Here is a 25,705-nt window from a genome sequence, read left to right as displayed (position 1 = left end):
GCGTCCCGCGGCGGGAGTAGGCTCCACGCCGACGGTCAATCCACCCGACAGATGAGTTGGAAAAAATGGTCGGAGCGAGAGGATTTGAACCTCCGACCCCTAGTCTCCCAGACATGGCTGGCATTCCCTCACCCGCCCTCCGACACCCTCAGCGGCCTTAAGCGCCGCCTAGAAATCGCCCGCTCCTTTACCTCGTGCCATCCATCACCTGCTGTGATTGGCACCGCGGTGCTTCCCCCGTGCTTCCCGGAGGACAAATGAGCGGTCAAACCATCACCAAAACCCTAGTCGACGGCCTGGAGAAGCAGGCGTCCGAGTACACGGTTTGGGACGCCAAACTTCCCGGGTTTGGGGTGCGCGTCCGGCCGACGGGCGCCAAGTCCTTCATCCTGGTCTACCGGGCCGGGACCGGCCGGACCGCGCCTGTCCGCCGGCTCACCCTGGCAGCCGTCGGCAAAATCGCCCCCGAAGCGGCCCGAACCCAAGCCAAGATCCTATTGGGAACCGTGGCCAATGGCGCCGACCCTGCTGCCGAGAAACGGGCGAATCGCCCCAAGCGAGACCGATTAACGTTCGACGCCTTTGCCGACCAATACATTGCTGAATACGTGATCGGGGCCGGAGGCAAAGAGATCGTCCAGGCGTTCAATCAGACCGGGAAGTGGCCAGCGGAGGTTCCTAATGCAAATAAGAAGAGCTGGAAGAACGACGTACAATACCTCAGGCGCCCGCGCGACGAATGGGGCCGCCTACTAGCGGCATCGATCACCGACGACGATGTAGCCGACCTCCTCGATTTGATTGCCGACGATGCGCCAGTCAGCGCTAATCGAACCCAGTCGGTCCTCCACAAGATGTTCAAGTGGGGGATGCAGCCGGGCCGCAAATACGTGCCTTTGAACCCCCTAGCGGGTCTGGAACGTCGCGGAGGCAGGGAGAAGAAGCGCGATCGGGTCTTGGCCGACGATGAGATCCGGACCTTGTGGTGGGGCCTCGACCTCCCCGACTGCCCCGTAGAACGACCTGTTGCACTCGCGATCAAGTTCATTTTGGCCACGATGGTCCGTCCCTACCAGGCGGCCGGCGCTAAGACTGACGAATTTACCCATCTCGGCACCACCGGCGCAATCTACGACATGCCTCCGGGCCGCGTGAAAAAGGACCGGGCCGTACTCGTCCCCCTTTCCGAGCTCGCGCAAGAGATCGTCAGGGAAGCGACCGCACAGGAGAAGCCCGGTATCGGTCACAACAATCCACCTGAGCCAATCGACGATGCGCCGCCGGCAGTCCTTTTTCCGAGCAAATTCAACATGGGAGACGTCGCGATCGCGCGCGCATCGATCAGCCAAGCGCTAAATGGCAAAAAGAAAGGCAACAAAAAGGGAAATAGCGCAACGGACCGCCCCGGCATCCGCGAGTTCTTGGGCTTAGCCCATTTCACAGCGCATGATTTGCGCCGCACGGCCGCTACGATTGCCCGCCGTGGAGGTGCTCCCCGGCCGGACGTCAAAGCGTTGTTGGATCACGTCAACGGCGACGTCACCGCGGTCTACGACAAATACGACATGCTGCTCGAAAAGCGAGGCGTCGCAACGATCTTAGAAGCGGAGCTCCGCAAGATTATCGGCGCGCGACCCGATTTGCCTTCAAAACCAGTCCTCTCTGAAGAGATTTTGCGTTGTGAATCGCTAAAATCGACAAACCCACAAATGCAAGGGGAGACGGCTTCTGATGGTCGTTGCTAGCATCTGATCCAAGTGGTGGGTGCCAGCTTCTTTCTGAAGGTGGCGCCACCCAAATGGAGAAAGGATCAGATGCAGCAGTTCTTGAATACCAAAGAAGCAGCGAAGCACGTGCGGTTGTCGACCGCAACGCTCGAACGCTTGCGCGTGAAGGGCGGCGGCCCCACCTACATCGTCCCAATTCCATCTAAGGTGTTCTACGACGTCACCGACTTGGACGCCTGGATGTGGAGCCGGCGGCGCAACTCGACGTCAGAAGAGGCCGCCTGATCTGTCGCGCGCATCGCGCCCCCTTCGCCGGCCAACCATTCCCAACACCAGACTATGAGGGCCAACACAGCCACGGACCCCGCGGGCGCCAAAACAATGGCCCCGCCGACTGCCAGGTCGAACGGGGCCAAAAACGAAAACCTGAGTGATGAATAACACAACGATCGTTGACAATCAACGAACTGCCCTTGGTCTTGCCGAGTTGGGGTTCGACGTTTTCCCCCTACTTCCCAATCAGAAAACGCCGGCGCTGAGCGACAACTGGAAGGACGTCGCCAGTCGAGACCCCGACCGCATTTTGAAGCTTTGGTCCGGCGGCTATCGCGCCCGCAACATCGGAATTAGGAGCGGTCTACCTTTTCTGAGCGGCTTTCTTGTCGTCATCGATGTTGACACCAAGGAAGGCAAACCGGGGATGCAATCGATCGCGGAGCTTGAGGAGCACCTCGGCAAGCTGCCGGCAACGACAACCTTCCGAACAGCATCCGGAGGCGAGCATCGCTATTTTATCGCACCATGGCCACTCGGAAACAGCAATTCGAAATTAGGCCCTGGGATCGATGTCAAATGCGTCGGCGGCTACGTCGTTGGTTGCGGGAGCACAATCGACGGAAAAGCATACGATCTAACGAACCAAGAGGCCATCGCGAAACTCCCCGAGGCATGGGCCACAGCTTGTGGCCGCCCTCGCGAGCGAACGGCCCTCGACCGCGCCATTCCTCTGGTAGAACTGGACCAACCGGCCAACATCGCGCGCGCGATCTCGCACCTCACGGGCGGCGCGGCTGCGTACAGCACGTACGTGACGGCTTGCTACGTCCGGGGCCTCGGCATCAGCCAGGAGAAGTGCCTGGAGCTGATCGTTGAGCATTGGCCGCGCGCCGAAGGTAAGAGTTACGATCACATCGAAACCCGCGTGGCCAACGCCTACACGTACGGTCAGGATCCTCCCGGCATCGCATGCGCCGAAGTGGAGTTTGAGCCCGTCGAAGTGGACGTGCGATCGCAGCCGGCCAGCGACTGGGTTGATCCGGCCGACCTTTGGAAACAAGAGAAGCCGCCAGGGGACATGCTCGACGGCATCGTTCCGCCCTTCCTGAGCGCGTTCGGAAGGGACCGGGCTCGGTCGCTAGGCGTGAACTCGGATGCGATCACCGCCGCTGCGGTAGCTGTCGTGGGTTCGCTCATTCCGGCGACCAATCGGTTGCAAATGTATCAAAACCGAAGTTCCTGGTCGGTCCTCTGCGTACTGTGGACTGCGCTTGTCGGCGATCCAGGCTCAGCCAAATCAGCCGCGGTGAAGGCCGCCCTCGCCTTTGCGTCGCCCGTCAACAAGAGCTGGTCAACAGCATTCGCCAAGGAAATGGCAGACTACGATCGGGCAGAGCTCGCCATTGCAGCCCGAACTTCAAGGAAGAAAAAGACAGAAGAGCCAGCCGAGGACGATCAGCATCCTGCAGATGTCATCGTGAAGCCCACGCCGCCAAAGTCACGCTCCAAGATCTCGAACGACAGCACCACAGAGGCGATCGTAACGCGCCTGGCCGAAACGCCCGAGATTGCGCCAATGATCCAGTATTCCGACGAGCTGTCTGGCTGGCTTGGCGGGATGGATGCCTACCGGGCGAAGGGCTCGAAAGACAGGGCGCTTTGGCTTGAGGCGAAAGAAGGCGGCCCCTACCGCGTCGATCGGCAGGGCCGCGGGTCGGTCGAAGCTCCGAACTTGGCTGTTTCGATAATCGGAGGGATTCAGGATGATCTGATCGCACGGCTTGCTCCCGACCTCGAAACAGACGGCCTGCTGCAGAGGTTCGCTCTGATCGCCATTCGGCAGCTGGGACTTGGTGAGGATAACGCTGAGGATCCGGCCATCGAAGCCGCCATTCCGCGGGTAGCACTGGCTCTAGCTTCGCTCGAGGAGGCGACCTACCGCTTCGACCCGGGGGCGGCCCAGGAATTGTGGGCCATCAAGGCATTCAAAATGCGGGAAATGGCCCGCCCCGATATTCCCTCCGGCCTTAAGACTTGGCTGGCAAAAACGGATGCTGAGTTCGGCCGATATACTCTCGCGTTCCACCTGATCGAATGGGCCCTCATTGCCGAAGCGATCGAGGTGGGCCCCGACGAATTCATCTCGGCCCAAACCGCCAGACGAGCTCGCCGATACGTCGAGGAATTTCTGTACGCCCATGCCTTGTTCATTCACTCCACGGTGCTCGACGGCGCCGGGCACGACCAGGAGGCTCGATGGATCGCGGGGTACATTCTGACCCGCAACATGGAGCGGATAACTGCCAGAGAAGTCGGCAGGGCGCGGCCGCGCAGCTTAGGCCGCAACCGCAAGCAGCTTCTCGCCGTGATGGGCCGCCTCGAGACCGACGGCTGGCTGCGGATGGTAAGCTCCGATCCGGCCAGTTGGCGGGTAAACCCGGCAGTTCACGATGGGCGTTTCGAGGACATTCGGCGCGCTGAAACAGAACGTCGCGAGACTGTTCGCGGTGAAATCGCAGTCGCGGCAGCAAGTCGGCGGGCGGGCCAAGGAGGTCCGGTATGATGGCGCGGCCCCGTCAGCGGTGTCAGCGGGTGTCAACGCTGTCAGCGCTATTGCTTCCCGGTATGCGGCCCGACACGACGGACAGCGCACGCCTCGATGCGCTGACAACCGCTGACAGCGCTGACACGACTGACGCTTTGAAGCCCCCGCCAGCGGCGGGGGTGTCAGCGGTGTCACTTGCGCGCGCGGATACACCAAGGCTTTTTGCCCCCTCCTTCCTCTATTTTCCCCTGAGCCCGTTTAGGCGGAATCCGCTGACACCGCTGACACCCCCACCGCTGGCCGCTCCACCGCAATCGAGAAGCCGGCGCCGGCTTTTGCGTCCATCCACGTCGCCGGTATGCGCCCACAATACGGGAAGACATCAATGAACCGCTTCACTCCTGGCCGCCTCTTCAAGTCTCGAGGGCGGCTCCACCAGATCCTGGGCACCAAGGATCATTGGACCCGGGACGGCCGCTACGTCGAGATGATCCACTATCAGTCGGTCTGCGCAGAACCGGGGTGCAAGCGCATCTTCCAAGCGCTCGCGACCAAGAGCCGGATCCGCAAAGGCCAACTCAATAAGCGCTGCGAGCTCCACCACGCGCCCGGCGTTCCGATCCCGGTCAAGAAGGCTCGGAAGAAGCGGCCGAAGGCGCGGTTGAAGAAGCCGAGCGCTGCGGCGCGCCTGGCGGCCCGCCGGGAGCGAGCGGTCAATCAGGCCATCCTCGCCATGCAACGCGTCCAGCGGCCCTCGTATCTCGACTGAGCGGCCTTCTGGCAGGCTTGCAGACGCCTTCCAGCTACGGCAATCTGGCGTTGAGCCCCAGAACGGAGGTTTTCGGATGCCCCGCGGCCAATTCTACACGGTCTTCACCTTGGGCTTTGCGACTGCGATTGCGCTGCTCGGGCTAATTGGTGCGATCGCCCTCCTTTGGTGGCCACAGGCAGCCAATTGGACTGCCGTGGCTTTTGGTGCGCCCGGGAAGCCCCTAACCTGGCTTACTCCGGGTGTCTTCTCGGCGGTTGCCGCCGGCGCCGCCCTGTTCGTCGCCTATTGGATCGTGCGGATCCAGCAGGCCATCGTGCGCTGGTCCGGTGATCGCCTGATCGCGAAGCTGAATGGTCAATACAACATGATTGCGCAGCTTCAGGGACGCGAACACGCCGACGAGTTCATGAGACTGCAGGCGCTCGCAATGGTCGAGGAGAGCGAAGGCAAGCCGTTCAATCTCTTCGGACGAGAGAAGATGCTGCATGCTGCATCCGCCGCAGGCGTTCGATCGCAGCGACCTAACTAATCGCAGGCGATGACGACCGTCGGTTGCGCAGCCAAATACACGCGGCGGGAAGCACCGGCGAGCGACCGCGCGAAAAAGTCATCCTTCTCGTTATCCTAATCGCGATGTACCCCGCACCCCCGATGATTGGGCGAAACAACTAGGTCCGGTCGACGAAGTCGCCCTCTCAAAACCGCTAAATTGCACAAAATCGATAACCGCACCCCCGGCAAGCCGCCCGATTCGGAGTGACGCTCTCTCGCGGGCCGAGTTTAGCGAACGCAGCGACCAGACAAGAGCGGGGCCGCGCGTCACGAAAGCACCTGACAAAAGCACTCTCGTGCAAAGTCGACAAATCCAAAAAACTCTCACCGTTGACCGCGCCCCCGCTCAGTGATCCCAAAAGCCTGCTGGGGCTCGTGGAGAGCGAAGCATGCCCGAACAGGAAGTCCTCGACCTCGCAACGGCCGTCACCCTTGGTCCGGACGACACCCCGCCTCCACCGCGAGGCGATCCCGCCAGCGGCCGCGGTCTAGACCCAGAACCGATCGCAACGCCTTCGCGAGCGGATGGCGTCCCGCATGACGTGCCACCCGAAATCAAAGAAGCGATGCTCGCGGCGGCTTATGGCCGCCAACTTGTCGATCGTCTTGCTGCGCTTCAGAACGAGGAAGTGACGAAGCACACGGGAATATCTCGCGACGAGCTCGGCTTGCGAGTTTGGAACGCGCCTATGGGCGAGGTCGCAAATCGTCTAGGGATCAAAAAGCACGTACTTAAGCGGGTCTGCACCCTCTTCGAGGTGCCGATGCCGCCGCGGGGTTACTTCCGCACCAGCTTCGTTGAACGCCAGATCCGATGGACACGCGTCATCGAAAGGGACCAAAGGCGATGACGACAGCCCCTCCTCTCTACGAAGAATACGAGGTCCTCGAACGGCTGAACCTGAAGGGTTACGAGCTCGAGAGTCTCCTCAACGTCGGCATCATTGCGCCGGTCGCCGGCGGTCCGTCCGGTGCGCCGCGATATTGCGCCGAGACCATCGACCACCTAGCCGCCCCGGAGCAGCGTACCCGGCTCGCCGACGCGCTTTGGTGGGACTTCGATCTGCAAAGAACATCCAACATACCGCCCCACGCCCCCTGGGCCCGCGCCGTCGACCTGCCCTTCTATCCATTCGATGACGAAGAGCAGCAGTCCTGGGCGCGCCGGTTCTACAAATTGAAGAAGGCGTGCGCCCCGTTCCCATATCCCTATCCCGAGCGCCTGGCGCGCTATCGATCGCGAATGGAGGACAAGGCCACCAAAACGTTCGAACGAAAGCACTGCATCAAGCGGCCGCGCACGACCAAGAACCGTAAGATCTCGGTTGGTCGACGCCACCTGCGGAGAGACATGAGCCGCGCCGAGATCCGAGACCTAGTCTGGACTAAGACCATGATACGAGCGGCCGCCGATCTTGGAATATCGGAGTTCGCCCTCCGGCACCTCTGCAAGCGCTTGCGGATCCCTATCCCCACCCGCGGGCACTTCAACCACAAAGATCCGAAGAAGCGGCCGCCCAAGCCGGCGCTGCCGCCGCTGGATAGTATCGAAAGAAATACGGATCCGGAGCCGGTACGATGATGCGCCTTAGCCAATGGTCAGACTCGACTGCCTTTGGAACGAAGGAACGTTTCACCCCGTTCTGGGTCGTACAGTCGCATCGATCCTTTGTTTCTCGTGGATCGGCCGATGGAAAAAGCACTCGCCTACACCATTTCGGCGCTCATTGTGGGCTTTGGTGTCTGGATCTTTGTTGCTGGCCTGGGCTCCAGTTCGCCGGCCCTATGGACCGTCGTGGGGCTGGTCCCCATTGCGATCGGACTGATAAGCGCTTTCGGTCCTTCTTGATTGGCTCGGTTACATCGGGTGGAACGACGCCAAGTCGGCTGGAGTTTTCTCCGAGGCAACCGTGGATCTAACCGAGATCGAGCGCGCGTTCTTGAAGCAGTTGTCTCCCGAACCGTGGATCAGCCCCCCGCTGTTCGATCACGAGCTCGTCGCACGCCTAGTAGAGTTGGGCTTGGTTGAGGCAATCCCCCAAACATCGGGCGAAACCGAATACCGAATTACCGCGGAGAGCCGCATGGCTTTGGTTGGATAACGGCACAGCTCGCGAGCGACATGCGCTCTGCCTCGCAGAAGCTTGGGGACATTTCACCGTTAGGTCAGCGCGTCTGCATTTTCCGAATCGACAGTTCATGGTCGCTCAGCCACGCGCCACGTTCAGGGGTGTAGGCATGAGCCAGTTTCTGTCGACGCTTCTGCTAGCTACCGCGGTAGTTTTGACCGTCTGCTTCGGAGTGGCGGCCTGGCGCCTCACTGACGAGAAGGACATCGACGTCACTGGCCAGATTCCGCGCCAGTCCTATGGCTGGAAACCGACGTCGAGGAATTGAGCTGGCCGCACCGCGATCTGCTCTCGAGCAAGACACTGATCCGCGCCGGAGCCAACCTTGGCGTTTCAGAGTTCGCCCTCCGTCAGATGTGCTGGCGTGGTGCAGCATGCCCCACCAATAGCAGGTGATGCCCGTTGCGCTTGTAGTTCACAGATCGCGACAAAAGGCCCGCCAGCAGGCGGGCGCACGCGTTGAACCTCATCGCTTGTCAGGAACACAAATATGAATGGTGTCCCGAGGACCGCCTCAGAATGAGGTACCCAAATGATCCCATCGTTTCATAATGTCGATAGACCGACCCACCGGCGCGTGATGGCGGTGGGCTTGGTGCTCTGCGTCGCGTTTATCGCGATCAGCTTTTCGCTGCGACCACAGCCGGCTGATGATCGTGTTCTGGTGAAAGCGGATCGCCTGGTGCGTACCGCGGGCGAACCGAGCCGGGCGAAATAGTCTCGCCAACTGTCGGGCGGCTTTCACCGATCTAAGCACTCGCGGCCCGGCGCGGCTTTGTCCGGTGATCGCGCGCCGGGCCTAACCATTCCCCGCTTCCCCCGTGAGGTTTGGCTGAGCCAGCATAAGGCGATTCTAGGGACGCCTTGAAGGCAAGTGGCGACCGGGGCACGTTTCCGAGTGATCAAATCCAGGCAGATCCGCTCCATGCGCTCGAGTTCGTCGCAGTGATGCCGCATGCAGCAGATCTGACTCTCAGGGCGATGTGTTGGTCAAGGGGTAGCGAGGCTTCCGTAGTTGACCGGATACATTACCGCTGGACTCCCCTGTCGCGCATGGTTGCGTGCATAATCCTATAACACTTTTGGGGGATAGATTCGAAATGAGGCATTTGATTTTCGCCGTGGCTCTTTCACTGTTCGCAACTGCTGCTCAGGCGCAGTATCTCGGCACCGGCACGAACCCGAACACGCACACGTCGTCGGGCTACCCCAACACCCACGGCACTTATGTGCTGCCCTATGTAGCAACCAATCCGAACAGCACTCAGCGAGACAACTTCACGGCCACGGGCAACATCAATCCCTCCACCGGATCAGTCGGCACGCACCGTCCGCGGTATTGATCACCCGGCGGTGGTGACCCTGCTTACCCTGATCTGGTGGGTGTATGGCTACCAGTGGGGCGAAATTCAGCAATGAAAGTCATCGCAAGCCTATTAGCTGCTGGCTACGTCGTAACTTCCGCACCCGCTATCTTTGCCGCCGAGGGCGACAGGATGGTCTACGGCGCGGGCATGGTCACTTGTGCGGAATGGCAGCAATATCGGTCGACGGGCAACAACGCCGCGACTCTTCAAGTGCAGGCGTGGATTGATGGCTTCCTGTCAGGCTACAATTCTGCGAGCTCTGCAAAGGATTTTATCTCACCAAAGCCAGAGAGCGTTGCCTACTACGCCTGGATCGACAACTATTGCATTGCGAACCCTCTGAATCGAGTTGCAGAAGCTGCCGTCGGGCTCAAGGCCGAGTTGAGTGCCAGGGCGCGATAAGTCATCTGCACAACACGACACTTAGGCTTGCCTCCGTATTTCTACCGATTCGGCGAACGTCGCATTGATCACTCCCCCTAGTTGCGCTTGGATAGCGCGAGGGGGCGGAAATGCGTTGGTTTGCGATCACCGGGCTCTGCCTCGCGCTGGGCGGCTGCGGTACAAAATATCAAGAAATTGGATTTACAGGCGACGCCGCGCAGCAGATGACCGCTAACACATGGCTCATTCAGTCGCGCGGCAATGCTTATACGAACACTGCCACAGTGCAGGACTACCTTCTCCTGAAGGCCGCAGAGACTACGCAGGCAGCGCCACCGTGAGACGCGCGCCTTCATTTGCGGTGGCGATCGGAACGTTTATAGGGGAATTTGAGAATGCGCGCGGTCATTTGCGGTCTCGTGTCAGCGTTCGCGAGTTGCGCATCGGCCCAAGAATCGCGGTCAGACCTTTTTTCGCAACAGCCGGGTCGATACCAGGTGGTAATGAACCCTTCGGTGCGAGCAGATACCTTCTTGGTTGATACGGCGACCGGGAAGGTTTGGCAGCTCGTCAAATTTTCTGATCTGGAAGGTGAGCCGACCGCTTGGCGTTACATGGAAAGGCTCGACGACTTCGCGCAACTCCTAGGGTTCCAATCGAGGCGCTCGTCAAAGAAAGAACTGTCTCTGCCTGATCCCCCCGTGACGGTGCCAACGAAGCCGAGAGTACCACTGAAGTTGAATTGAGGGAGACCCTAGTGATGATGGTGCACTAAAGATGCTGCGAAGGATCATTCGCAATTCGGGTTTGCTGGCGGTCGTCGCCGCATCTCCTATGTTCATGTGTGTGCCGGGCTTCTCGGCCTGTGGTGACAATGGTGGTCCGGGCTATCGCAATCAGGCGGGGAAGTGCGTGGGCTGGGAGGCGCTCGCTCGTCAATGTGGAAATCCACCATCGACGAGGTGTACTCCGGAGCGTGTCGCCGCGGGCTCTGAGAGCGCGGCGAGCAAGGGCACGACGATCCGGTCATTGATGGATCAGGCTCACGAAGCGAAGAAGCTGCCGGCGGCCCCGTAAGACGCTCCCCTTGCGCTCGCCCTCCGGTTGAGATTGGATAGCATTTTCACCAAGGGGATTTGCGATGGCCGGCAAATTGACGCCCGAACAATACGCAGAAAGCGCTCGCCAGCTTGGTGATATCATCGATGAGGCAGTCGGCCGCCACAATGATGAGCAAAGTCGCGATCTCGCGACTCCTGCAGCGATGCGTGCGTTGGCCGGGTGCTGTAGGGACGTGATCATTCAACGTCCCGCGAACGGTCCGGATCTCGGCGCGATCTTGATCAGTGCGCAGCTCAAAGAAATTTTTGCTAACTCAGGCATGGTGATCATGCCGCTCGACCCCGATGATAAGGTCCAACAGGCTTTCAAGAGGGGATGGTTTCGCAGCTTCGTTGAGAGATATCAGGCGGCGGTAGAAGCAGTCTGGGCATGAGCGGCCCGGATTAGCAGCTCTATCTTCTGATTGTTCTTGCAGCAGCGCTGACGCCTCGACCGACTCGGCAAGCAACTGCCATGCACCGACCATAGCCCTTGCAGTCGCCCTGCTCTCAAAGATGCTCCTTGCAGGGCCAAGCCTGCCGTATCGCATTTGACACTCCGCTGAGACCGTTCTGCGCCTGATTTTCTGGGTGGACTTTTGCCCAAGCGATGAAGGCCGCGAGAGCTAACTTTGGTTCGACTGGCGCGCACGCCGCGCCAGCGAATTGGAGAACATTGCGTGCTTCATCACTCTTCGCACACCCATATAGAAATTACCGTTGCTCTGAAGCTGTGTAAGCACGCCCGTTGCCAGTCCTAGACAGAACGCCGCCGTCTCCGCGTCTGATGCCGAACATTTCGCGGCGAGTTGAGCAACCGTCATACGCTGTATCTCGTCAGACAACGCCGGTCGAAGCGACAACACGAAAAGGATGACTAGGGGAAGCAGTCTCGCTCGCATGTCGCCTCCCTCTGCTTGCTCAATTTGCTTGCGCTCGCCTCCTGGAGAGGCGGTCAGGATACAAACTCGCCCGCTTGCGCGCGGTTGTTTAGGTCAATGCAAAGTCCGTTGCGATAAGCACTCGCGTTGATAACCTGCTTCTCAAATATCTCGCGTAATTTCCCCGCAAAATCCTTCTGCAAAGCCTTTCGTCCCGGCGTTCCGGCTGGAGGCAAACGCTGAAAGATCGCACCATGTGTAGGTGAAGCCGTGCGGCACGGCGCCCCTGCCGAGCTTGGGATCGCCCCACCCGTGGCTGGCCGCCCGCGACCGGTGCAGCCGTGGTGGGCCTCGCCGGGCCTGGCACTCGCCCGGCAGGCCGCTAAGCTACGTCTGACAGGGGCATCATGGCAATTCAGGTTCCCCAGGTTGCCCGGCCGCGCCCCTACACCGCTCCGCCAACGTTTGCGGAACGCTCTCCCTCCTAACCTACCCGCCAACCTGCCCCGACAGACTCTCAAGCCCCGCCTCGATGGCCGCGATGTCCTGCTCGACCTGGGCAATCGACGACCGGCAGTCAAAGCCCTCCCAGGCTTTCAGGTCGACCGCCAGGCGCTGGCGGTGCATCCTCAGGTCCTCAAGCGACTGGCGGTCTTTCAGTCTCGCGTAGCCGTCCACAATCAATTCCATCGCACTCGACATAACGCTGCCCCACAATCAAAAATACTCTGCAATGGGTTCAGCCTAGACCCAGAGCTCGCCTGCGGGGAATCATACAAACGGACTAAATTAGCTGCCCTGCTCCCACGCTGGCGCCACGGCACTCCTTGCTGCACCGCAATGAGACTGTCACGCACTGGCGGGTTCAGACGCTCGAGGCGAACATCCAGGAGGAAGAGCGTAAGGGCGGCAACTCGGACCAGACGAGTCTCACCTACCCCATCTGGGCGCTGGCGCTGCGGGTTCGCCGGGACAATCCCCGCTCCTCGTTCGCCATGTTGGAGGGCCAGATCGAACCACCTCCTAAGTTGGCCCGGGCTGCCCACTTCGACTCCTGCCGATCCGCGTGGCGGCACAACGATACCGCGCCTTCGACCTTTAGACGATGGCAGTCGACCTGCGGCGCGCACACTTCCCTTGCTCTCCCGTCCTAGTTGCGCTTGGATTGGCGCCGGGTCTGGGAGATTTCCATTATGCGTATTTTGTCCGTAGTGGCGGTTTGCGCCACGTTAGCCGGCTGCATGACCGCGGGCGATACTGTTTCGTTCAAGGCATCGAACCCACAGCAACAGGCGTTGATGCGAGACGGGCAACCTGCCCTCGTGTCGCGTCAGAAGAGCTCGCTCGTCCTCGTCCGACCGGCCTCTCGCCAGCTTCAGGCGAATGGGCGTCCGGTCTTCGTGGTCGGCATCAACAACCTCAGTAGGCAACCGGTCGACTTCCGCGTTGCACAGGTCGAGGCCATCCAACACGCCGCCGGCTCCGACTTCGAGATGAAGATCGTCACATACGAGATGCTGGTTCAGGAGGAAAAGAACAGGCAAGTGGCCGCGGCGCTACTAACGGGTTTGGCGGCTGGTGCCAATTCCTATAGCGCTTCTCGCGCCGGCTACGGCTCATATACGACGCCCAGCGGCCGCACCGGTACCTTCTACAGTCCGACGGCAGCCGCCATCGCCCAAGGTAACGCCGCCGCTCAAAATGAAGCGATGGTCGCGGCGACAGTCGAGAGTGGTCAGCGCAACATGGCCGTGCTCGAGCAATCGGTTATCAAAGACAACACGTTGATGCCCGGCGAGTGGTACGGTGGGCAACTGCACGTGGCGCCACCGACCGATCAAGCAGGAGCTCAAAAGAGCTACACGATCATCATCACTGTCGGGTCCGATCGTCATGTGATCGATGTGGCCCAAGGGCCTGCGGGGGTCTGACTGCGGTTGTGATTCATGAGCTCACGGCACTTTAGTGAGCCGATTTAACAATCGGCCGCCAGCGCCGACATCGGAGAGGCTGCATGGAGAAGGCCATTGTAAACCTGACAGCTATCCTAGCAGGATTCGGGTCAATTTTCCTATTGCTGGACTTTTTTCTGTCCGCCGAAGCAAAGCGTCGTTTGCTCGATCAATTGACACGTTGGTGGTTTTGGCTTGACCGAGCAGCGGAGTGGAAAACCTTCGAATGGTTGCGTGGACGACCGTTGCTCCTTTTTGGCTTTTCTGTTGGCATCATAATCCTCGGTGCGGCCCTTATTGGATGGGAGGCCGAAAGCATCCTCGTAGCGTTAGGCTTCATGAGCCTTCTTGTTCCGGCTGTGATGACAGGCCCGGCCCTACTCAGATTAATCGTGGGGCGTACTAAATACGGTTTCATTTGGTTGCCCGGCGCGATGACGATGATCAGCCTTGACGTCTACGATTTGGTCAAAGACCTCAGCGGCCGTCAGGTCTCCGTACCTCTGGCCGGTTTTGTCGGCTATCTGTTCGTAACAACGATATTCATTGCATTGGCCTGCCTGCCTCTCTGGCTAACACCGGTTTTCAAGGGTGTAATAAAGGGTTCGGAGATTGCCATTCGCCGATTAGCGGAATATCCGAAAGGCCCGTTGTTGGGGGTCAGCGGCCTGTTGGGGGCTATTGCAGGAGGGCTAAAATTGTTTGTGTGAATGAAAGGTCGGCGCACGTGTTGCTTAAGCTCGCTAACTTGCACACCTCTCACGCTGGCAGCCTCAAACTACCGGCTATCTTTGCATTCGCCATTTCAGTTTTTGCATTGGCGTTCCCTACCCTCGCCGCCATTGATCCAGCAATGGGTCCAAGGGACATGGGGCACGCTTCAGCAGAGCTCGACCAATGGCAGAGGATCGATCTCCGCTCTTCGGGCCTTCCCGGGCGAAACACGGCGCAGATCAAAGTCGCCATCCGAACGCAAGGCCCGAGCATGCAGGGCCTCATTCGGATCCCTGGCGCACCAGCATCCAACTTCGACACGGACAATGGCTTGACCGTTGTTGACCTAATTAACGTCGGCAACGACAGCAGCGGCTATGCAGATATTGTTGCGCTGGAAATACTATTCACCCAGACGATGCCGGGTCAATTCTACGAGGTATTTGCCGTCGATGACGTCGACTAACTCAAATAGATTTCCGTTTTCGTTTGCGACTTCCAGCCGCTAAGTCACAACCCGCCCTTCAAGCCGACGCTTAATTGCCTGGATGACGCGATCGAAAGAGTTAAACCAGCGCAGGCCGAAACGTTTGGCGCCAATCTCTGTGAACCTTAAGCGAACGACGAGTTTCGATGCTGGAATTAAGAAATAGTCACGCACCGTCCGGTTTGAACGGTCGAGCCTGATTCCGACGATCAAGCCAGGAGGCAGATGTTGGCCGCGCTCGACCGTCCATGTTTCCGAATGCTTCTCGTTACCATCATGACTACTGCGGGCTATGCGCAACGAGACCGCGAGAGCCCGCACCTGTAGCGTCTGGTGAACTTGATCGAATTTGATGTCTTCACCCAAAGCAGCCAATGCTGTCGCTAGTCTCAAAGCGTGGTCTTGAATTTTGGCGTGTCGATCATTGCGCGTCTCGATATATTCGCAATTCCACCTCGACTCGTAGCCGATCAACCGGTAAGCGTTCCTCAGCGATCCGAAGCGGAACTGGTAAAGACCAGGACTCGGCACGCCCGGCGCATCGCTGATGATATCCCGGCTCAACCGCCCCTTTTTCTTCAGCAAGATTCTGAGTCGCTTTAGCATCTCTTCGTTGGAGAGACCCTTGGTGCTTTTGCGAGTACTGATGATCGCACGCGCTTTCGCGAACAGCTCTGGATTAATGACCGATTCGAATGCGCCGACATTGCGAATCCACTGCTCCGGCGGGTTTGGCTTGTTGTACTCGCGAAGCCGACACGTATGGCGATCATAGAGCAAATTGCCGATGTAATTCTCATTCGCCAGCATGTAGCGGATGACCCCCTGCGACCAAGGCCGGCCGGTCGGGCACTTGATGCCGGCATCATTCAGGCGTCGCGCAATCTTGGTCTCTCCCCTTTGATCAACCACGAACTGTCGGAAGATCGAGCGGACAAGTTCAACCTCCTCCGGCGGCCCTGGCCGCAACATAACCCGATCAGTCTGGAGAAATTTCCGCTCACCGTTTTGCATGATACCCCGAGAGCGTCCGCTTGCATCGATCAACTCTCTGCGCAGGCCGATGCCGGGGCGCCCGCCCAGGCGAAAGCCCAGTCGAGCAACATGGCATGCTCCAGCATACACTTTCTCAGATCGCTCTCTACTCCATTCGGCTGCCATGCCTCGCTTCAGATTCTTCGCGATACTCGAAACAAAGGTGCCGTCGTTCTTGAACAGCTCCGCGCAATACTCGACACGCACACCGTTACGCTTGCAAAGGAATTCGTAATACGCGCTCTCGTCCACGTCCTGAAAGCGTCCCCAGCGGCTGACGTCGAAGACGAGGATGCTGCCAAAATCCGCGCGCCCACACTGAACATCGTCGATCAGATCCAAAAGACCCTTTCGATTTCTGATATGAAGTCCGCTTTTGGCGTCGTCACGGTAAGTCCGGACAATCTCCAACTCCAATCTCTGCGCATAGGCAGCGATTACTGCCAACTGATTTTCAATTGAGTATTGTTGATAGTCGGTCGACATTCTGACGTATTGCGCAGCGCGACGGGCTCGCTGTGCTTTTGGCAGACAGATCTTTTGCGGAACGAGCGCGTTGACCATCGGACCCACCTCCAACACGTCGCGCTCTCAACAATCTAAGGCAGCGAGCCCAGACCGCGAAATTCACGTCTTCACGATGGGCTGACCCACGGCAATCCGTACTTCACCACCCAAGTCAGAATGGCTGTCGCAAAGGCTACGATTAGTCCGCCCCAGTGGGATGCCTTGCGCGCTGCGCTGATCGAGCGCAGATACAGAATTGCGCCAAGAAATGTGCCGTAGTTCCTACGGAAGTCCCCATTGAGCTTCGCAATTTTGGACAGCTCAGAAGAGACTTCGACTTCATCCGCCATGATGCTGGTTCCTCTTAACAGAGTCAGAGCCAGCGCCTTATGAACCACTGTTTTGCCCGACGGAGCAAGTGATATTTCGGCGTTGCCGAAACGGCATCGACCATTGAAGTCGACGCATCCAACAACCTATAATGGCGCCATACTGCTCTGGGTATTGGTGCGATGTTCTCGGCTCGAGCTATGGCTGATTTTGGGTGACGCGGCCTGATCAGGCGGCGTGGCTTTCAGTGTTCGGAATGACTTCGATTCCGTCGATGAACTTTACACCGGCGATGACTTTCGGCAACTGGTTCGTGCTCTTCAATCGCCGCCAGGTCTTCGATGCGGCGTCGATGAGCTTGAACACCATCAGCTTCGCAGTTTGTTGCGACAGCGATCCCTTGGTCCGCACCGTTCGGTGGCGCACCGTGGCGAAGACGCTCTCGATCGGGTTCGAGCTGCGTAGGTGGATCCAGTGCTCAGCAGGGAAGTCGAAGAAGGCGAGCAGCGCATGGCGATCCTTGATCAGGCACTCCACCGCACGTCCGTATTTGACGTGGTATTTCTCGACGAAGACGTCGATCGCGGTTTCAGCTTCGGCCCGGTGTGGGGCCAGATAGATGTTCCGCAGGTCGTTCTTCATGGGGCCCTGCACGGATTTGGCGACCTTGTCGAGTACGTTGCTCACTTTATGGCACCAGCATCGTTGGTGCCGCGTGCCGGGAAAGGCCTCGTCCAGTGCCTTCCAGAAGCCGAGGGCGCCGTCGCCGATGGCGAGTTGCGGGGCAATCCGTAACCCGCGTTGCCGCAGGTCGATCAGGAGTTCGCGCCAGCTCTGCGCGCTCTCGCGCACGCCGACCTGGAAGCCGATCAGCTCCTTCTTGCCTTCCGGCGTGGTGCCAATCAGCACCAGCATGCATTCGCTGTGATCTTCCATGCGGGCCTGCAGGTACACGCCATCGGCCCAGATGTAGACATAGCGACGCGCCGACAGATCGCGTCTCTGCCAGCGTTCGTACTCGACCTGCCAATCGGCCTTCAGGCCGGCGATCACCGAAGGCGACAGGTTCGGCGCATCCTTGCCGAGCAGCGCCGAGAGCGCCTCCTGGAAGTCGCCGGTCGAGATGCCGCGCAAATAGAGGACCGGGATCAAGGCATCCAGGCTCTTCGTCCGCCGCGCCCATAGCGGCAGGATTGCCGAACTGAAGCGGAGGCGGTCGCCTGGCCCGCTCGCTCCGCGGTCGCGGACCTTGGGACGAGCGACCTCCACCGGACCGATGCCGGTCGCAATCTCGCGCACCGGACCGTGCCCATGTCGGACCAGGCGCGCTCGACCGTCGGGCAGCGTCAGATTGGCCGTGCTGGCCAGAAACGCGCCAACCTCGATCTCGATCGCCCTGGCAAGCAGGTCCCGCGCGCCGGCACGAACGATATCGGTCAGTGGATCATCAACCGCGGACGGCTGACGGAAAGCAAGAACATTGGTAGTCTCGGTCATGGCGTATCGCTCTCCTCGAGAGGTTCTGGCAGGCTCGTCACCCGCCTCGATACGCCGCCTTCCTCACACCGTCATCACCCAGATTCCGCCATAGCTCTCTCGGCTCTCCGCGCTGGCGGATAAGAAAGCTGGCGTTGATCTGCCCAAACTGCTCTAGGGAACCTTCGCCGGCGAATGCGTCGCGCGGCCGCGCTCTTCTTAGTGGCAGTCTGACTTGCGAACATTGTCATAAAGCTGAAGACGTCGCCGGATGGCGACTTGCAGCGCAAGCCCGTGATAGCTCGCATCCTGCAGACCCCAGATGACATCGAGCCAATCGCTCTTTGTCATCAGACTACCAAGCGTAGCGTACGAGGCCCTTGCCCGCGTACGAGCGGGTATCCCGTTCGCATGCGCCGCGCGTTCGAGTTCTGCCTGCCCACCGCAATCGTCAATGAGCTTCATGGCCCGAATGGTCGGGCCAACCTACTTGCGGAAAGGTGATTGGGGCTTCGTTTCAGCCTGTTGCCCGGTTATTTCTGTGTATTGCGCGACTTGCGGTTGTAGTGGTAATCCCTCGCTTGGAGGGCGAACGGATGAACTTCGAAGATGTCCACTTCCTTGTTAGGTGCCTGCGTTACCGGTTCCGCACGGAGCGGCTTCAACTCAAAACCTTGCTGAGCCTCAATCTTCGCGGTGGTACTGCGCTGGACGTCGGCGCGAACAAGGGTATTTACTCGTACTGGCTCGCGCGAGCTGTGGGACCGTCTGGCAATGTCGTGGCTTTCGAGCCCCAACCAGAAATGGCCCGCTACATCAACGATCGGAAGCGGGCCTTCAAACTAAAGAATGTCGAAGTTCTGAACACCGCACTCTCAAAAGAGGCTGGAAGAGCGACGCTAACGCGTTGTCGCGTTGGCGACGGGAGCGCTTCCCTCGAACCCGGCCGATTGCAGGCTGATCAGCTTACAGTGCCGCTCGCTACGCTCGACAGCATGCACATGCCGAACCTGCGATTCATCAAGTGTGATGTTGAAGGGCACGAACTGAATGTCTTCTCGGGAGCGGAGCGAACAATAAAATCTAGCCGCCCGGTCATTCAATTTGAAGCCGTGCCCACCGAATCTGCGGATCTTTTCAGTTATTTCGAAAACCTTGGGTACTCAGGGATAATGTTTCTTGGCGATCGATACTTACCCTGCAACAATCCTGATGAGGTCAAACACTACAAATTCGGGTTGTGCGGGCATCGCGATTTTCTCTTCTTCCCGCCCGAGGCTATCGGCACCACCATACCAACAACAGTATCGCGACATTTCCCCAGATGATCCTCAAAATTTTGGTGAGCTTGGCTCCCGGCGCTGGAACGCGCCGTCACCCAGGAGTGCTCCGCGTCCTAGATGACGCGAATGAACTTGTTTAAGCATCATCGTCGGCTCCATGTTCGTCAACGGCGTGGACGTTCCGCCCTGGGCTCGCTATTTATTGAAGTCCCATGACCACGCCGATCACGATCAAGAAGCACGAACGCGTCCCCGACACCGGCAGCTATAAGGTCCGCTTCGCGGACGGCCGTCCGAGCGTCTATTTCTACTGGGGCGACCTGCCCGGCCGGCGGCTTCGACCGGATCTGCTGACGCGCAACGAGGCCGAGGCCAAGGCCAAGGAACTGGCTCGCATCGAGCGCGACAAGCTCGCCGGCGCCAGCGCATGAAGCACGTCGAGACCCGCCACTTCGCAGATCCGCAAGTTGCCGCACGCAAGCTCCTCGAGCTCGCCGCCGGCGTCGAGCCCGTCAATGGGCGCATTCACATCGAGAAGATCAACGCGCCGTTCCTCTCCAGGAACGGCTGCAAGGCGACGGGCCCGGAGTTCGGCACCGGCATCCAGCATGCGGTCGAGAGAGGCTGGCTCGAGCTGCACGAGAGCGGAACCTTCGTGCGGCTTAATCAAGGCTGAGGCCCAATAAAAACGGCCCCAGCATACCCCTATGCTGGGACCGTTGGAGGTTTGCTTGGCGGTAATGGGTCGCTAAGCATCCCTAGCCTAGGAAAAACTGGCAATTAGGTCTGTCCGCTTTCGTACACAAGCGGTACGGTTCCCGCTCGGAAACGGAACTGATCGCAATGAAAGACATGCAGGCTCAGTTGGAAAAGCTCCGCACAGACGCCGCCGAGTGCGCCCTCATCCGTGACCTGGCGACTGACCCGAAGAAGCGAGAGCTTTTTACGAAGCTAGCCGATCACCTGACGGTTCTCGCCTCAGAAGTTGAACGCGCAATCGCGGAGAGCGTGAAGCAGGCCTGATGAAGGCGGGCCGGGGCGGCCTTTCGAGGAGCCGATCAGGTCAGGGGCCGCCAACGGCGCTTTGACGCATCAGGAAAAATCAGCAATACTCGCCGTATGGTTGCTCTCGATGAGATTGCTGATGCCAGCCGCCGCGAAGCCGACCGCGCGCATCGACTAAGATTAGAAGGCCTGGTCGAGGACATCCGGAAGACCATACAGGGACCGATCAGCGCCAAAGAGAAAGTGGCGTGGATCAGAGAGCTGCTCGCCGTCCAGGGTGATCGCGCCGAAGAGTAGGCCCGCCAACTTGAAACGGCCTTACTTCCAGAACGTCAGCATTGCTAGCGCCACGACAGGTGTGAGCCCTACACAGATAATGGCGATACGAACTAGTATCTCGCTCCACATAGCACGGGAAAACGTAGCACCTACAACCTGGTCGCACAATCCAAAATTGTGCGCCGATTGTGGCCCGCCAGCGTGAACCGGCGGCCTGCGCACAAGGCACTTAACCCACGACCGGCAGTAGCTCGCGCTCGCGCCGTGCTACTAGGAATCGATAATTTGCAACGTGCTTGCGACGCCGCTTTTGATCTCGGCATGCCTCGCCCTGTCCACCGCCACACGCCTACGCACGTCGACGGTCGACCGATCAAGATCACCTTCGGCGAGATGCGCGAGATGGGCTTGCGCGGCGTCCTCGTCTATTGCCATTGCGATCATCACGTTGCTCTCAGCGCCGATCGCTGGCGCGACGATGTCCGGCTGTCAGATATCGAGCCGCGCTTCGTCTGCACCGCCTGCGGCGGGCGTGGCGCCGAGGTCAGGCCAAACTTTGATTGGGTCAGGCCGCCGATGCCGGCAATGGGCTATCGGTAGCGGAGAAAAACGGCCCCGGCCGTGGGGTGTCGTGGTGGGCGTTGAGGCCGGGGCCGTGGGTGCTTGGACCTTGGGGAAGCTCAAGCAGCTCCGAGCTTACTCACAGCTCCGAGCGCCGTTCTGTTCGTTTCCCAACATTGGCAGTAGTGTTCCGGACAGGAATGGCAAACTCTTGCGCAACGAACGACCGGAAGCTGGCGACCTTGCTGGACGCCGGCCTCAATGCAGCAGCCTCTGCCGGAGCTTTCTGATCATTTCCCGGAGGTCAGCAGCGTATTCTTCAACGGCCTGGCGCACCTCATCCAAGCGTGTCGGCTGAGGAGGTGGCGGCTTAGCTGAATCCGGCTTGTCGGATTGGTTCATTGTCCAGCGAATAGGCGGGACCAATCGGGGTCATTGAGCTAAATCAAAGACCGATGGAGGCGGCTACTTAGGCGGCTGCAATCCGGGCGAGTTTAGCCACTCGCTGATATGCGCGCCGGTCTCGGCTTGCCGCGCTTTGCGGATTGCTTGCTCGCGCTCGAAACCAGGTGGAAGCGATTTGGCTTCCTGACGGAGACGCTGGGCTTGTTCGGCAAGGCGCTCTTCAAGGGACGTAGTTTGCTTGAGGTGGCGTCGCTGCATGGCACGGCTCCATTCTTGAAGGCGGGAGCGCGTGATGGCGTTCTCATCACCGATAGATGCCCGAGGGACCGCGCGGTGATGGATCATTTCAACACCTACGGCAGGTCGAAGTCTGAGCAATTTTGACCAGCGCGCCATAAAGCGCCAGCGCTGCTGTCCTAATCAGGATACGCGCAGATGGAGCCGCGAATTACGGGAACCACGCAAGCGCGCGGCATTTGAATCTCGCCGGCTCGCTGTCCGAGCTGGCGGAGCGGCCTCGGCCTACCACCGGAGCCACCCTGAAGCCGGGGCCGTCTCTCCGCCACGGTCTGTGTTGGAGTTTGCGTATGCGTACCTCGCCCCCGATCGTGCCGGCCGACCGCCTCGACCGCGACATTTATCTGGTCCTCGAGGACTTCGGCGTCCGCGCCGGTTGCGCCTGGCGCGAGACCGACGAAACCGACACCGACCTCGAGACTGTCCTCAGAGATCTCCTATCCGGCCAATACGCCTATCCGGTCAGGATTGTGTGCTTCAATCCGGGCGAAGGTTGGTCACGGGACGCCACGTCCGACGTCGCTGACGCGCTGGCGCAGCGGGCAATTGATACCGACGCAGAGGTCACGTCCGCGCTGCAGAACTTCATCGCCGCCAACGCCACCAGGCGCTTCGACGTGCAGCTCGCGCTGCCGCTGCCAGGTGCCACTTGATGCCAGCCGGAGCAAAGCCGCACGCGGCCGTAAAGTGCACGACCTGTGACGACGTCGGCTGGGTTTGCGAGAACCATCTCGACCGCCCATGGGATGGCCCACGCGCATGCACCTGCGGCGCCGCCGGCGCGCCCTGCCCGGCCTGCAACGCCCCGGTCGACGGCGAGGCGCCGCGGATGCCGGAGGGCTTCCGCGTGGAGGTCGACAAGGATGGTTGGCGACACTGAAGCTGCGCCTAAAGCATCAAGCTCACCAACCAGACCGCGAGCGAGCAGCAGAGCGCAATTCCAAGATACGGCAATGCAATTGTCATCGGTTCCTCACTGGCGAATTCCCGACGCTGAAACGGGAGGGAGATTCGCATATTCGCAGCCGCGTGACTATCTCGTTCTCATGCACCGCGCGTTCGAGTTCTGCCTGCCAACTGCAGCCAAGGCTGTCCCAGCCGGGCCTGACTGGGTCCATGGATCAAGTACGATGGATACCGTCTGCGCCTTGAGCGTAACGGCCGCCGGGTCCGCCTGGTCACCAAGAACGGCCACAACTGGACCGACCGCTTCCCCTGGATCGTCCAGGCCGCGCTGCGCAATCGCGAGCAACGGTTCGCGGTCGATGGCGAGGCGGTCGTCCTTGGCGTCGATGGCATCTCCGACTTCAACGCCCTGCACTCGCGCCGGCACGACAACAAGGTGCAGCTCTACGCATTCGACGTTCTCGCACTCGGCGACGAAGATCTGCGTCAGCTGCCGCTGGAAATGCGCAAGACCCATCTCGCCCGGCTGTTGCGCGGCCGGCCCAACGGCATCTTCATCGCGCCGTTCGAGAGCGGCGAGATCGGACCGGACCTGTTTCGCGCGGCGTGCAACGCATGACGCAGCTGTCGTAGATACTGCCCCATCCCGACCGGCTGCCACGATGACATCATGCCCCTGTTTTGCCCGACAGGTCAAACCGATTCGGAAAAACGTTATCCGTCAATGGCATCGCTACTGTGCATGGGGTTGTTTTCGGCATTTTAGTTTGCCGCCCCCGAAGCAGCCACCCGCCACCGACCGTCGCGCATGCGTCGCCGGCCGGAGCGCTCTCCACGCCGACGGTCAATCCACCCGACAGATGAGTTGGAACAAATGGTCGGAGCGAGAGGATTTGAACCTCCGACCCCTAGTCTCCCAAACACGCGCAAGTCTTTGTTTTATTTCCTTTTTTATGCAAACCGGGTCATTTTCACTCCATTGATCGGACTACCTATTCCAATTTGGATGGAAACCAGCAATCGCTGGGCCTAACCCACTGACCCCGAGGACGAGCCGGAAAATGGTCCAGCCTGGGTATTGCGCTCAGCCCCTGGTTGCAGGAGGTTTCTCCCCTCTTGGTAAGGCGGGGGAAACATGGCCTTCATCACGGTCAAAAGACCAGCCCTGAACAGGCTCATCGAATTCGAAAATGCAGAAGAGGTGCTGAATTTTCTCAAGCGAGAAGACGAGCTTTGGGGATGGACCGCTAGCGAGAAAATTAACAGTCAAGTGGCGCAAGTAGCAGCTCACAGGTATCGCCCAGGTTGGACCGAGGCGATTAAAGCTGAAGCAAAAAACGTCATAGACAACCCGAGCGAAGCTCGGTTTTTTGAGTCGCTCATCTCACAATTGACTCAACGGTTTGGGAACCCCCGTACCGAGTGGTGTTCGATTGATCAGGAATCATGGCAGATACACCGTCTCGCACAGCAAGATCCGGAAGCCGCCGCGGCGGCTTTGGCCGTGCTGACCGGGCTAGATCACCAGATAAACGATAACCTCTTCGAAAGCCGCCACAGCCTGCGCCGCGGGCGCGCTGTCGGATACGCGATTTTGGCTAACGTCGATCCGGAGATGATGGACGCCCTGAAAATTTCGGCTGAATCGATCAGGGCTGGCCTTGTCCGCGATGCCGACGATTTGAGCAATGTACTTTCAAATGCTGTCGCAACTTCCCGCCAGACGATGAGTGCCATAGCTGAGCAAGCGCAAGCGCAGCGAGATGGCATTCAGGAGAGTACTGCGCGCGCGACAGAGTCAAATCAAGCAACTTTTGAAAAATTGAAATCTGACCTCCAAGGCATCACGGCCGCATACGAGATTCAGATGCAACTGCGCGGACCTGTCCGATATTGGCAAGTGCGCGCAGCGCAACACCGGAAAAGCTCTTGCTATGCGTCAATAGCCCTGGTCATTTTCGCGATAGTCGCCGTATCGGTGCTTTGGTGCCTTTTCGAAAGAGCGGCCTCACATCTGCCAACCGGCGGTGAGGCCATTCCTTATGCAGCCCTTTTTAAATCGACCGCCTTTGCATTGCTCATGACAAGCATCCTGTTTTGGGCGGCCCGGATCCTGTTGCGGATCTATCTGAGTGCGTATCACCTCGCCACCGACGCGGAAGAACGGCGCACAATGATCATGACGTTTCTAGCACTCACCAAGAGCCAGTCTGTGGAAGAAAAGGACCGCGCACTTATTTTGACCGCGCTGTTTAGGCCAGGGTCGGACGGAATAGTGAAAGATGATGCGGCTCCGGAGGTGGGAGCCTTGATCCAAACGATTCTTCGGCGCCCTTGATCTGGCGTTGAGGCCTCGGTGGCTTCATCACCGCTCCTGCAAGAGCAAGTTAAAGATATGAATACGAAAGCCTAGCCTCTGCGGCTCTGGTTCGATTCCGCTAGGGAGCGCCATCAGCCGAAATCCCCACTGATTTTACTACGAAAAACCCTTCTCAGCGACCCACTTTCTGGAACGCCTGTTCTGGTGGGGCACATTGGCGTTGCGAAGCTCGCTCCCTAGACTTGACCGCATGAGCGCATGACCGCCCTCACCCGCCGCCGCGAGACCTGGCACATCTTTTCCGGCGACGTCCCGCGACGGACTGAACGCGCTGGCGGCCGACTAGCGCGCCGCTGCGGACGCGATGGTTCCCTCTGGTGCTGTTTGGGACCTTTAGGGCGCGGTGAGCGTTGAA

The 25,705-nt window shown here is 59.5% G+C and carries 31 protein-coding genes and 1 pseudogene; 26 read left to right on the top strand and 6 right to left on the bottom strand.

Going from position 1 to position 25,705, the window contains the following annotated elements; translation table 11 throughout:
- Nucleotides 1-257 precede the first annotated feature (257 nt).
- From EI171_RS22690 to EI171_RS22630, 14 genes are all read left to right on the top strand, one after another.
- Nucleotides 258-1,745 carry an integrase family protein gene (locus EI171_RS22690; RefSeq protein ID WP_161534738.1) on the top strand — a complete coding sequence of 496 codons (1,488 nt, stop codon included), beginning with the start codon at nt 258-260 and terminating at the stop codon, nt 1,743-1,745.
- Nucleotides 1,746-1,814: 69 nt separating this feature from the next.
- On the top strand, nt 1,815-2,012 hold the full coding sequence (locus tag EI171_RS22685) for a helix-turn-helix domain-containing protein (RefSeq protein WP_161534737.1): 198 nt from the start codon (nt 1,815-1,817) through the stop codon (nt 2,010-2,012).
- Between the two features lie 148 nt (nt 2,013-2,160).
- Nucleotides 2,161-4,566 carry a DUF3987 domain-containing protein gene (locus EI171_RS22680; RefSeq protein ID WP_161534736.1) on the top strand — a complete coding sequence of 802 codons (2,406 nt, stop codon included), beginning with the start codon at nt 2,161-2,163 and terminating at the stop codon, nt 4,564-4,566.
- Nucleotides 4,567-4,933: 367 nt separating this feature from the next.
- Nucleotides 4,934-5,317, top strand: a complete 384-nt coding sequence (locus EI171_RS22675; RefSeq protein WP_161534735.1) for a hypothetical protein — start codon at nt 4,934-4,936, stop codon at nt 5,315-5,317.
- Nucleotides 5,318-5,393: 76 nt separating this feature from the next.
- On the top strand, nt 5,394-5,849 hold the full coding sequence (locus tag EI171_RS22670) for a hypothetical protein (protein WP_161534734.1): 456 nt from the start codon (nt 5,394-5,396) through the stop codon (nt 5,847-5,849).
- Nucleotides 5,850-6,261: 412 nt separating this feature from the next.
- On the top strand, nt 6,262-6,723 hold the full coding sequence (locus EI171_RS22665) for a hypothetical protein (protein WP_161534733.1): 462 nt from the start codon (nt 6,262-6,264) through the stop codon (nt 6,721-6,723).
- The gene (locus EI171_RS22660) at nt 6,720-7,454 is read left to right on the top strand and encodes a hypothetical protein (RefSeq protein WP_161534732.1); all 735 of its coding nucleotides are present in this window, start codon (nt 6,720-6,722) and stop codon (nt 7,452-7,454) included. The genes EI171_RS22665 and EI171_RS22660 overlap by 4 nt, the downstream gene beginning before the upstream one ends.
- A 108-nt stretch (nt 7,455-7,562) precedes the next feature.
- On the top strand, nt 7,563-7,721 hold the full coding sequence (locus tag EI171_RS44840) for a hypothetical protein (protein ID WP_202633174.1): 159 nt from the start codon (nt 7,563-7,565) through the stop codon (nt 7,719-7,721).
- A 389-nt stretch (nt 7,722-8,110) separates the two neighbouring features.
- A complete protein-coding gene (locus EI171_RS22655; RefSeq protein ID WP_246740603.1) occupies nt 8,111-8,269 on the top strand; it encodes a hypothetical protein in 159 nt (52 codons plus the stop codon).
- Between the two features lie 264 nt (nt 8,270-8,533).
- Nucleotides 8,534-8,719, top strand: a complete 186-nt coding sequence (locus EI171_RS22650) for a hypothetical protein (RefSeq protein ID WP_161534730.1) — start codon at nt 8,534-8,536, stop codon at nt 8,717-8,719.
- A 382-nt stretch (nt 8,720-9,101) separates the two neighbouring features.
- The gene (locus tag EI171_RS22645; protein ID WP_161534729.1) at nt 9,102-9,344 is read left to right on the top strand and encodes a hypothetical protein; all 243 of its coding nucleotides are present in this window, start codon (nt 9,102-9,104) and stop codon (nt 9,342-9,344) included.
- Nucleotides 9,345-9,416: 72 nt separating this feature from the next.
- Nucleotides 9,417-9,770, top strand: coding sequence for a hypothetical protein (locus tag EI171_RS22640; protein ID WP_161534728.1), 354 nt, complete (start codon nt 9,417-9,419; stop codon nt 9,768-9,770).
- Between the two features lie 110 nt (nt 9,771-9,880).
- Nucleotides 9,881-10,093 (top strand): hypothetical protein, encoded by a 213-nt coding sequence (locus EI171_RS22635; RefSeq protein ID WP_161534727.1) that lies wholly within the window; start codon nt 9,881-9,883, stop codon nt 10,091-10,093.
- Between the two features lie 800 nt (nt 10,094-10,893).
- A complete protein-coding gene (locus EI171_RS22630; RefSeq protein ID WP_161534726.1) occupies nt 10,894-11,247 on the top strand; it encodes a hypothetical protein in 354 nt (117 codons plus the stop codon).
- A 115-nt stretch (nt 11,248-11,362) separates the two neighbouring features.
- Here EI171_RS22630 and EI171_RS46765 read toward each other — a convergent pair.
- A pseudogene (locus EI171_RS46765) lies at nt 11,363-11,503 on the bottom strand (hypothetical protein); the annotation flags it as partial.
- Between the two features lie 719 nt (nt 11,504-12,222).
- The gene (locus EI171_RS22625) at nt 12,223-12,435 is read right to left on the bottom strand and encodes a hypothetical protein (RefSeq protein WP_161534725.1); all 213 of its coding nucleotides are present in this window, start codon (nt 12,433-12,435) and stop codon (nt 12,223-12,225) included.
- Nucleotides 12,436-12,926: 491 nt separating this feature from the next.
- Between EI171_RS22625 and EI171_RS22620 the strand changes: the two genes are divergently transcribed.
- The 3 genes from EI171_RS22620 (at nt 12,927) to EI171_RS22610 (ending at nt 14,865) form a co-directional block, all read left to right on the top strand.
- Nucleotides 12,927-13,664 carry a hypothetical protein gene (locus tag EI171_RS22620; RefSeq protein ID WP_161534724.1) on the top strand — a complete coding sequence of 246 codons (738 nt, stop codon included), beginning with the start codon at nt 12,927-12,929 and terminating at the stop codon, nt 13,662-13,664.
- 83 nt (nt 13,665-13,747) lie between these two features.
- On the top strand, nt 13,748-14,395 hold the full coding sequence (locus EI171_RS22615; protein ID WP_161534723.1) for a hypothetical protein: 648 nt from the start codon (nt 13,748-13,750) through the stop codon (nt 14,393-14,395).
- Between the two features lie 17 nt (nt 14,396-14,412).
- Nucleotides 14,413-14,865, top strand: coding sequence for a hypothetical protein (locus EI171_RS22610; RefSeq protein WP_161534722.1), 453 nt, complete (start codon nt 14,413-14,415; stop codon nt 14,863-14,865).
- A 39-nt stretch (nt 14,866-14,904) separates the two neighbouring features.
- On the opposite strand, the gene EI171_RS22605 is transcribed toward EI171_RS22610, so the two are convergent.
- The 3 genes from EI171_RS22605 to EI171_RS22595 all read right to left on the bottom strand — a co-directional run bounded on the left by EI171_RS22605 (nt 14,905) and on the right by EI171_RS22595 (nt 18,255).
- On the bottom strand, nt 14,905-16,485 hold the full coding sequence (locus EI171_RS22605) for a recombinase family protein (RefSeq protein WP_161534721.1): 1,581 nt from the start codon (nt 16,483-16,485) through the stop codon (nt 14,905-14,907).
- A gap of 71 nt (nt 16,486-16,556) precedes the next feature.
- Nucleotides 16,557-16,778: a hypothetical protein gene (locus EI171_RS22600; RefSeq protein WP_161534720.1), complete on the bottom strand. Its 222-nt coding sequence runs from the start codon at nt 16,776-16,778 to the stop codon at nt 16,557-16,559.
- Nucleotides 16,779-16,986: 208 nt separating this feature from the next.
- Nucleotides 16,987-18,255 (bottom strand): IS256 family transposase, encoded by a 1,269-nt coding sequence (locus tag EI171_RS22595; RefSeq protein ID WP_038952271.1) that lies wholly within the window; start codon nt 18,253-18,255, stop codon nt 16,987-16,989.
- A gap of 575 nt (nt 18,256-18,830) precedes the next feature.
- Here EI171_RS22595 and EI171_RS22590 point away from each other — a divergent pair.
- The 6 genes from EI171_RS22590 (at nt 18,831) to EI171_RS22565 (ending at nt 21,401) form a co-directional block, all read left to right on the top strand.
- Entirely contained in the window at nt 18,831-19,562 is a 732-nt protein-coding gene (locus tag EI171_RS22590) for an FkbM family methyltransferase (RefSeq protein WP_246740602.1), read from the top strand.
- Between the two features lie 167 nt (nt 19,563-19,729).
- Nucleotides 19,730-19,948 (top strand): hypothetical protein, encoded by a 219-nt coding sequence (locus tag EI171_RS22585; protein ID WP_038967816.1) that lies wholly within the window; start codon nt 19,730-19,732, stop codon nt 19,946-19,948.
- Complete coding sequence (locus EI171_RS22580) at nt 19,945-20,193, top strand: hypothetical protein (protein WP_038967815.1); 249 nt, start codon at nt 19,945-19,947, stop codon at nt 20,191-20,193. Before EI171_RS22585 ends, EI171_RS22580 begins: the two co-directional genes overlap by 4 nt.
- 167 nt (nt 20,194-20,360) lie before the next feature.
- Complete coding sequence (locus tag EI171_RS22575) at nt 20,361-20,540, top strand: hypothetical protein (RefSeq protein WP_161534719.1); 180 nt, start codon at nt 20,361-20,363, stop codon at nt 20,538-20,540.
- A gap of 96 nt (nt 20,541-20,636) precedes the next feature.
- Nucleotides 20,637-20,819: a hypothetical protein gene (locus tag EI171_RS22570; RefSeq protein ID WP_161534718.1), complete on the top strand. Its 183-nt coding sequence runs from the start codon at nt 20,637-20,639 to the stop codon at nt 20,817-20,819.
- Nucleotides 20,820-21,122: 303 nt separating this feature from the next.
- Nucleotides 21,123-21,401, top strand: a complete 279-nt coding sequence (locus tag EI171_RS22565) for a hypothetical protein (protein ID WP_161534717.1) — start codon at nt 21,123-21,125, stop codon at nt 21,399-21,401.
- Between the two features lie 426 nt (nt 21,402-21,827).
- Here the strand turns inward: EI171_RS22565 and EI171_RS45785 are convergent, their stop codons facing one another.
- Nucleotides 21,828-22,025 carry a hypothetical protein gene (locus EI171_RS45785; RefSeq protein WP_246740601.1) on the bottom strand — a complete coding sequence of 66 codons (198 nt, stop codon included), beginning with the start codon at nt 22,023-22,025 and terminating at the stop codon, nt 21,828-21,830.
- A gap of 329 nt (nt 22,026-22,354) precedes the next feature.
- On the opposite strand from EI171_RS45785, the gene EI171_RS22555 reads away from it, so the two are divergent.
- The 3 genes from EI171_RS22555 (at nt 22,355) to EI171_RS22545 (ending at nt 25,308) form a co-directional block, all read left to right on the top strand.
- Complete coding sequence (locus EI171_RS22555) at nt 22,355-22,717, top strand: hypothetical protein (protein ID WP_161534715.1); 363 nt, start codon at nt 22,355-22,357, stop codon at nt 22,715-22,717.
- A gap of 455 nt (nt 22,718-23,172) precedes the next feature.
- Nucleotides 23,173-23,589 carry a DNA ligase gene (locus tag EI171_RS22550; protein WP_371740546.1) on the top strand — a complete coding sequence of 139 codons (417 nt, stop codon included), beginning with the start codon at nt 23,173-23,175 and terminating at the stop codon, nt 23,587-23,589.
- Nucleotides 23,590-24,105: 516 nt separating this feature from the next.
- The gene (locus EI171_RS22545) at nt 24,106-25,308 is read left to right on the top strand and encodes a DUF6161 domain-containing protein (RefSeq protein ID WP_161534714.1); all 1,203 of its coding nucleotides are present in this window, start codon (nt 24,106-24,108) and stop codon (nt 25,306-25,308) included.
- Nucleotides 25,309-25,705: the final 397 nt, after the last annotated feature.

Source organism: Bradyrhizobium sp. LCT2, assembly GCF_009931255.1.
Taxonomy (GTDB): domain Bacteria; phylum Pseudomonadota; class Alphaproteobacteria; order Rhizobiales; family Xanthobacteraceae; genus Bradyrhizobium; species Bradyrhizobium diazoefficiens.
This window is presented reverse-complemented; position numbering and strand designations above follow the sequence as displayed.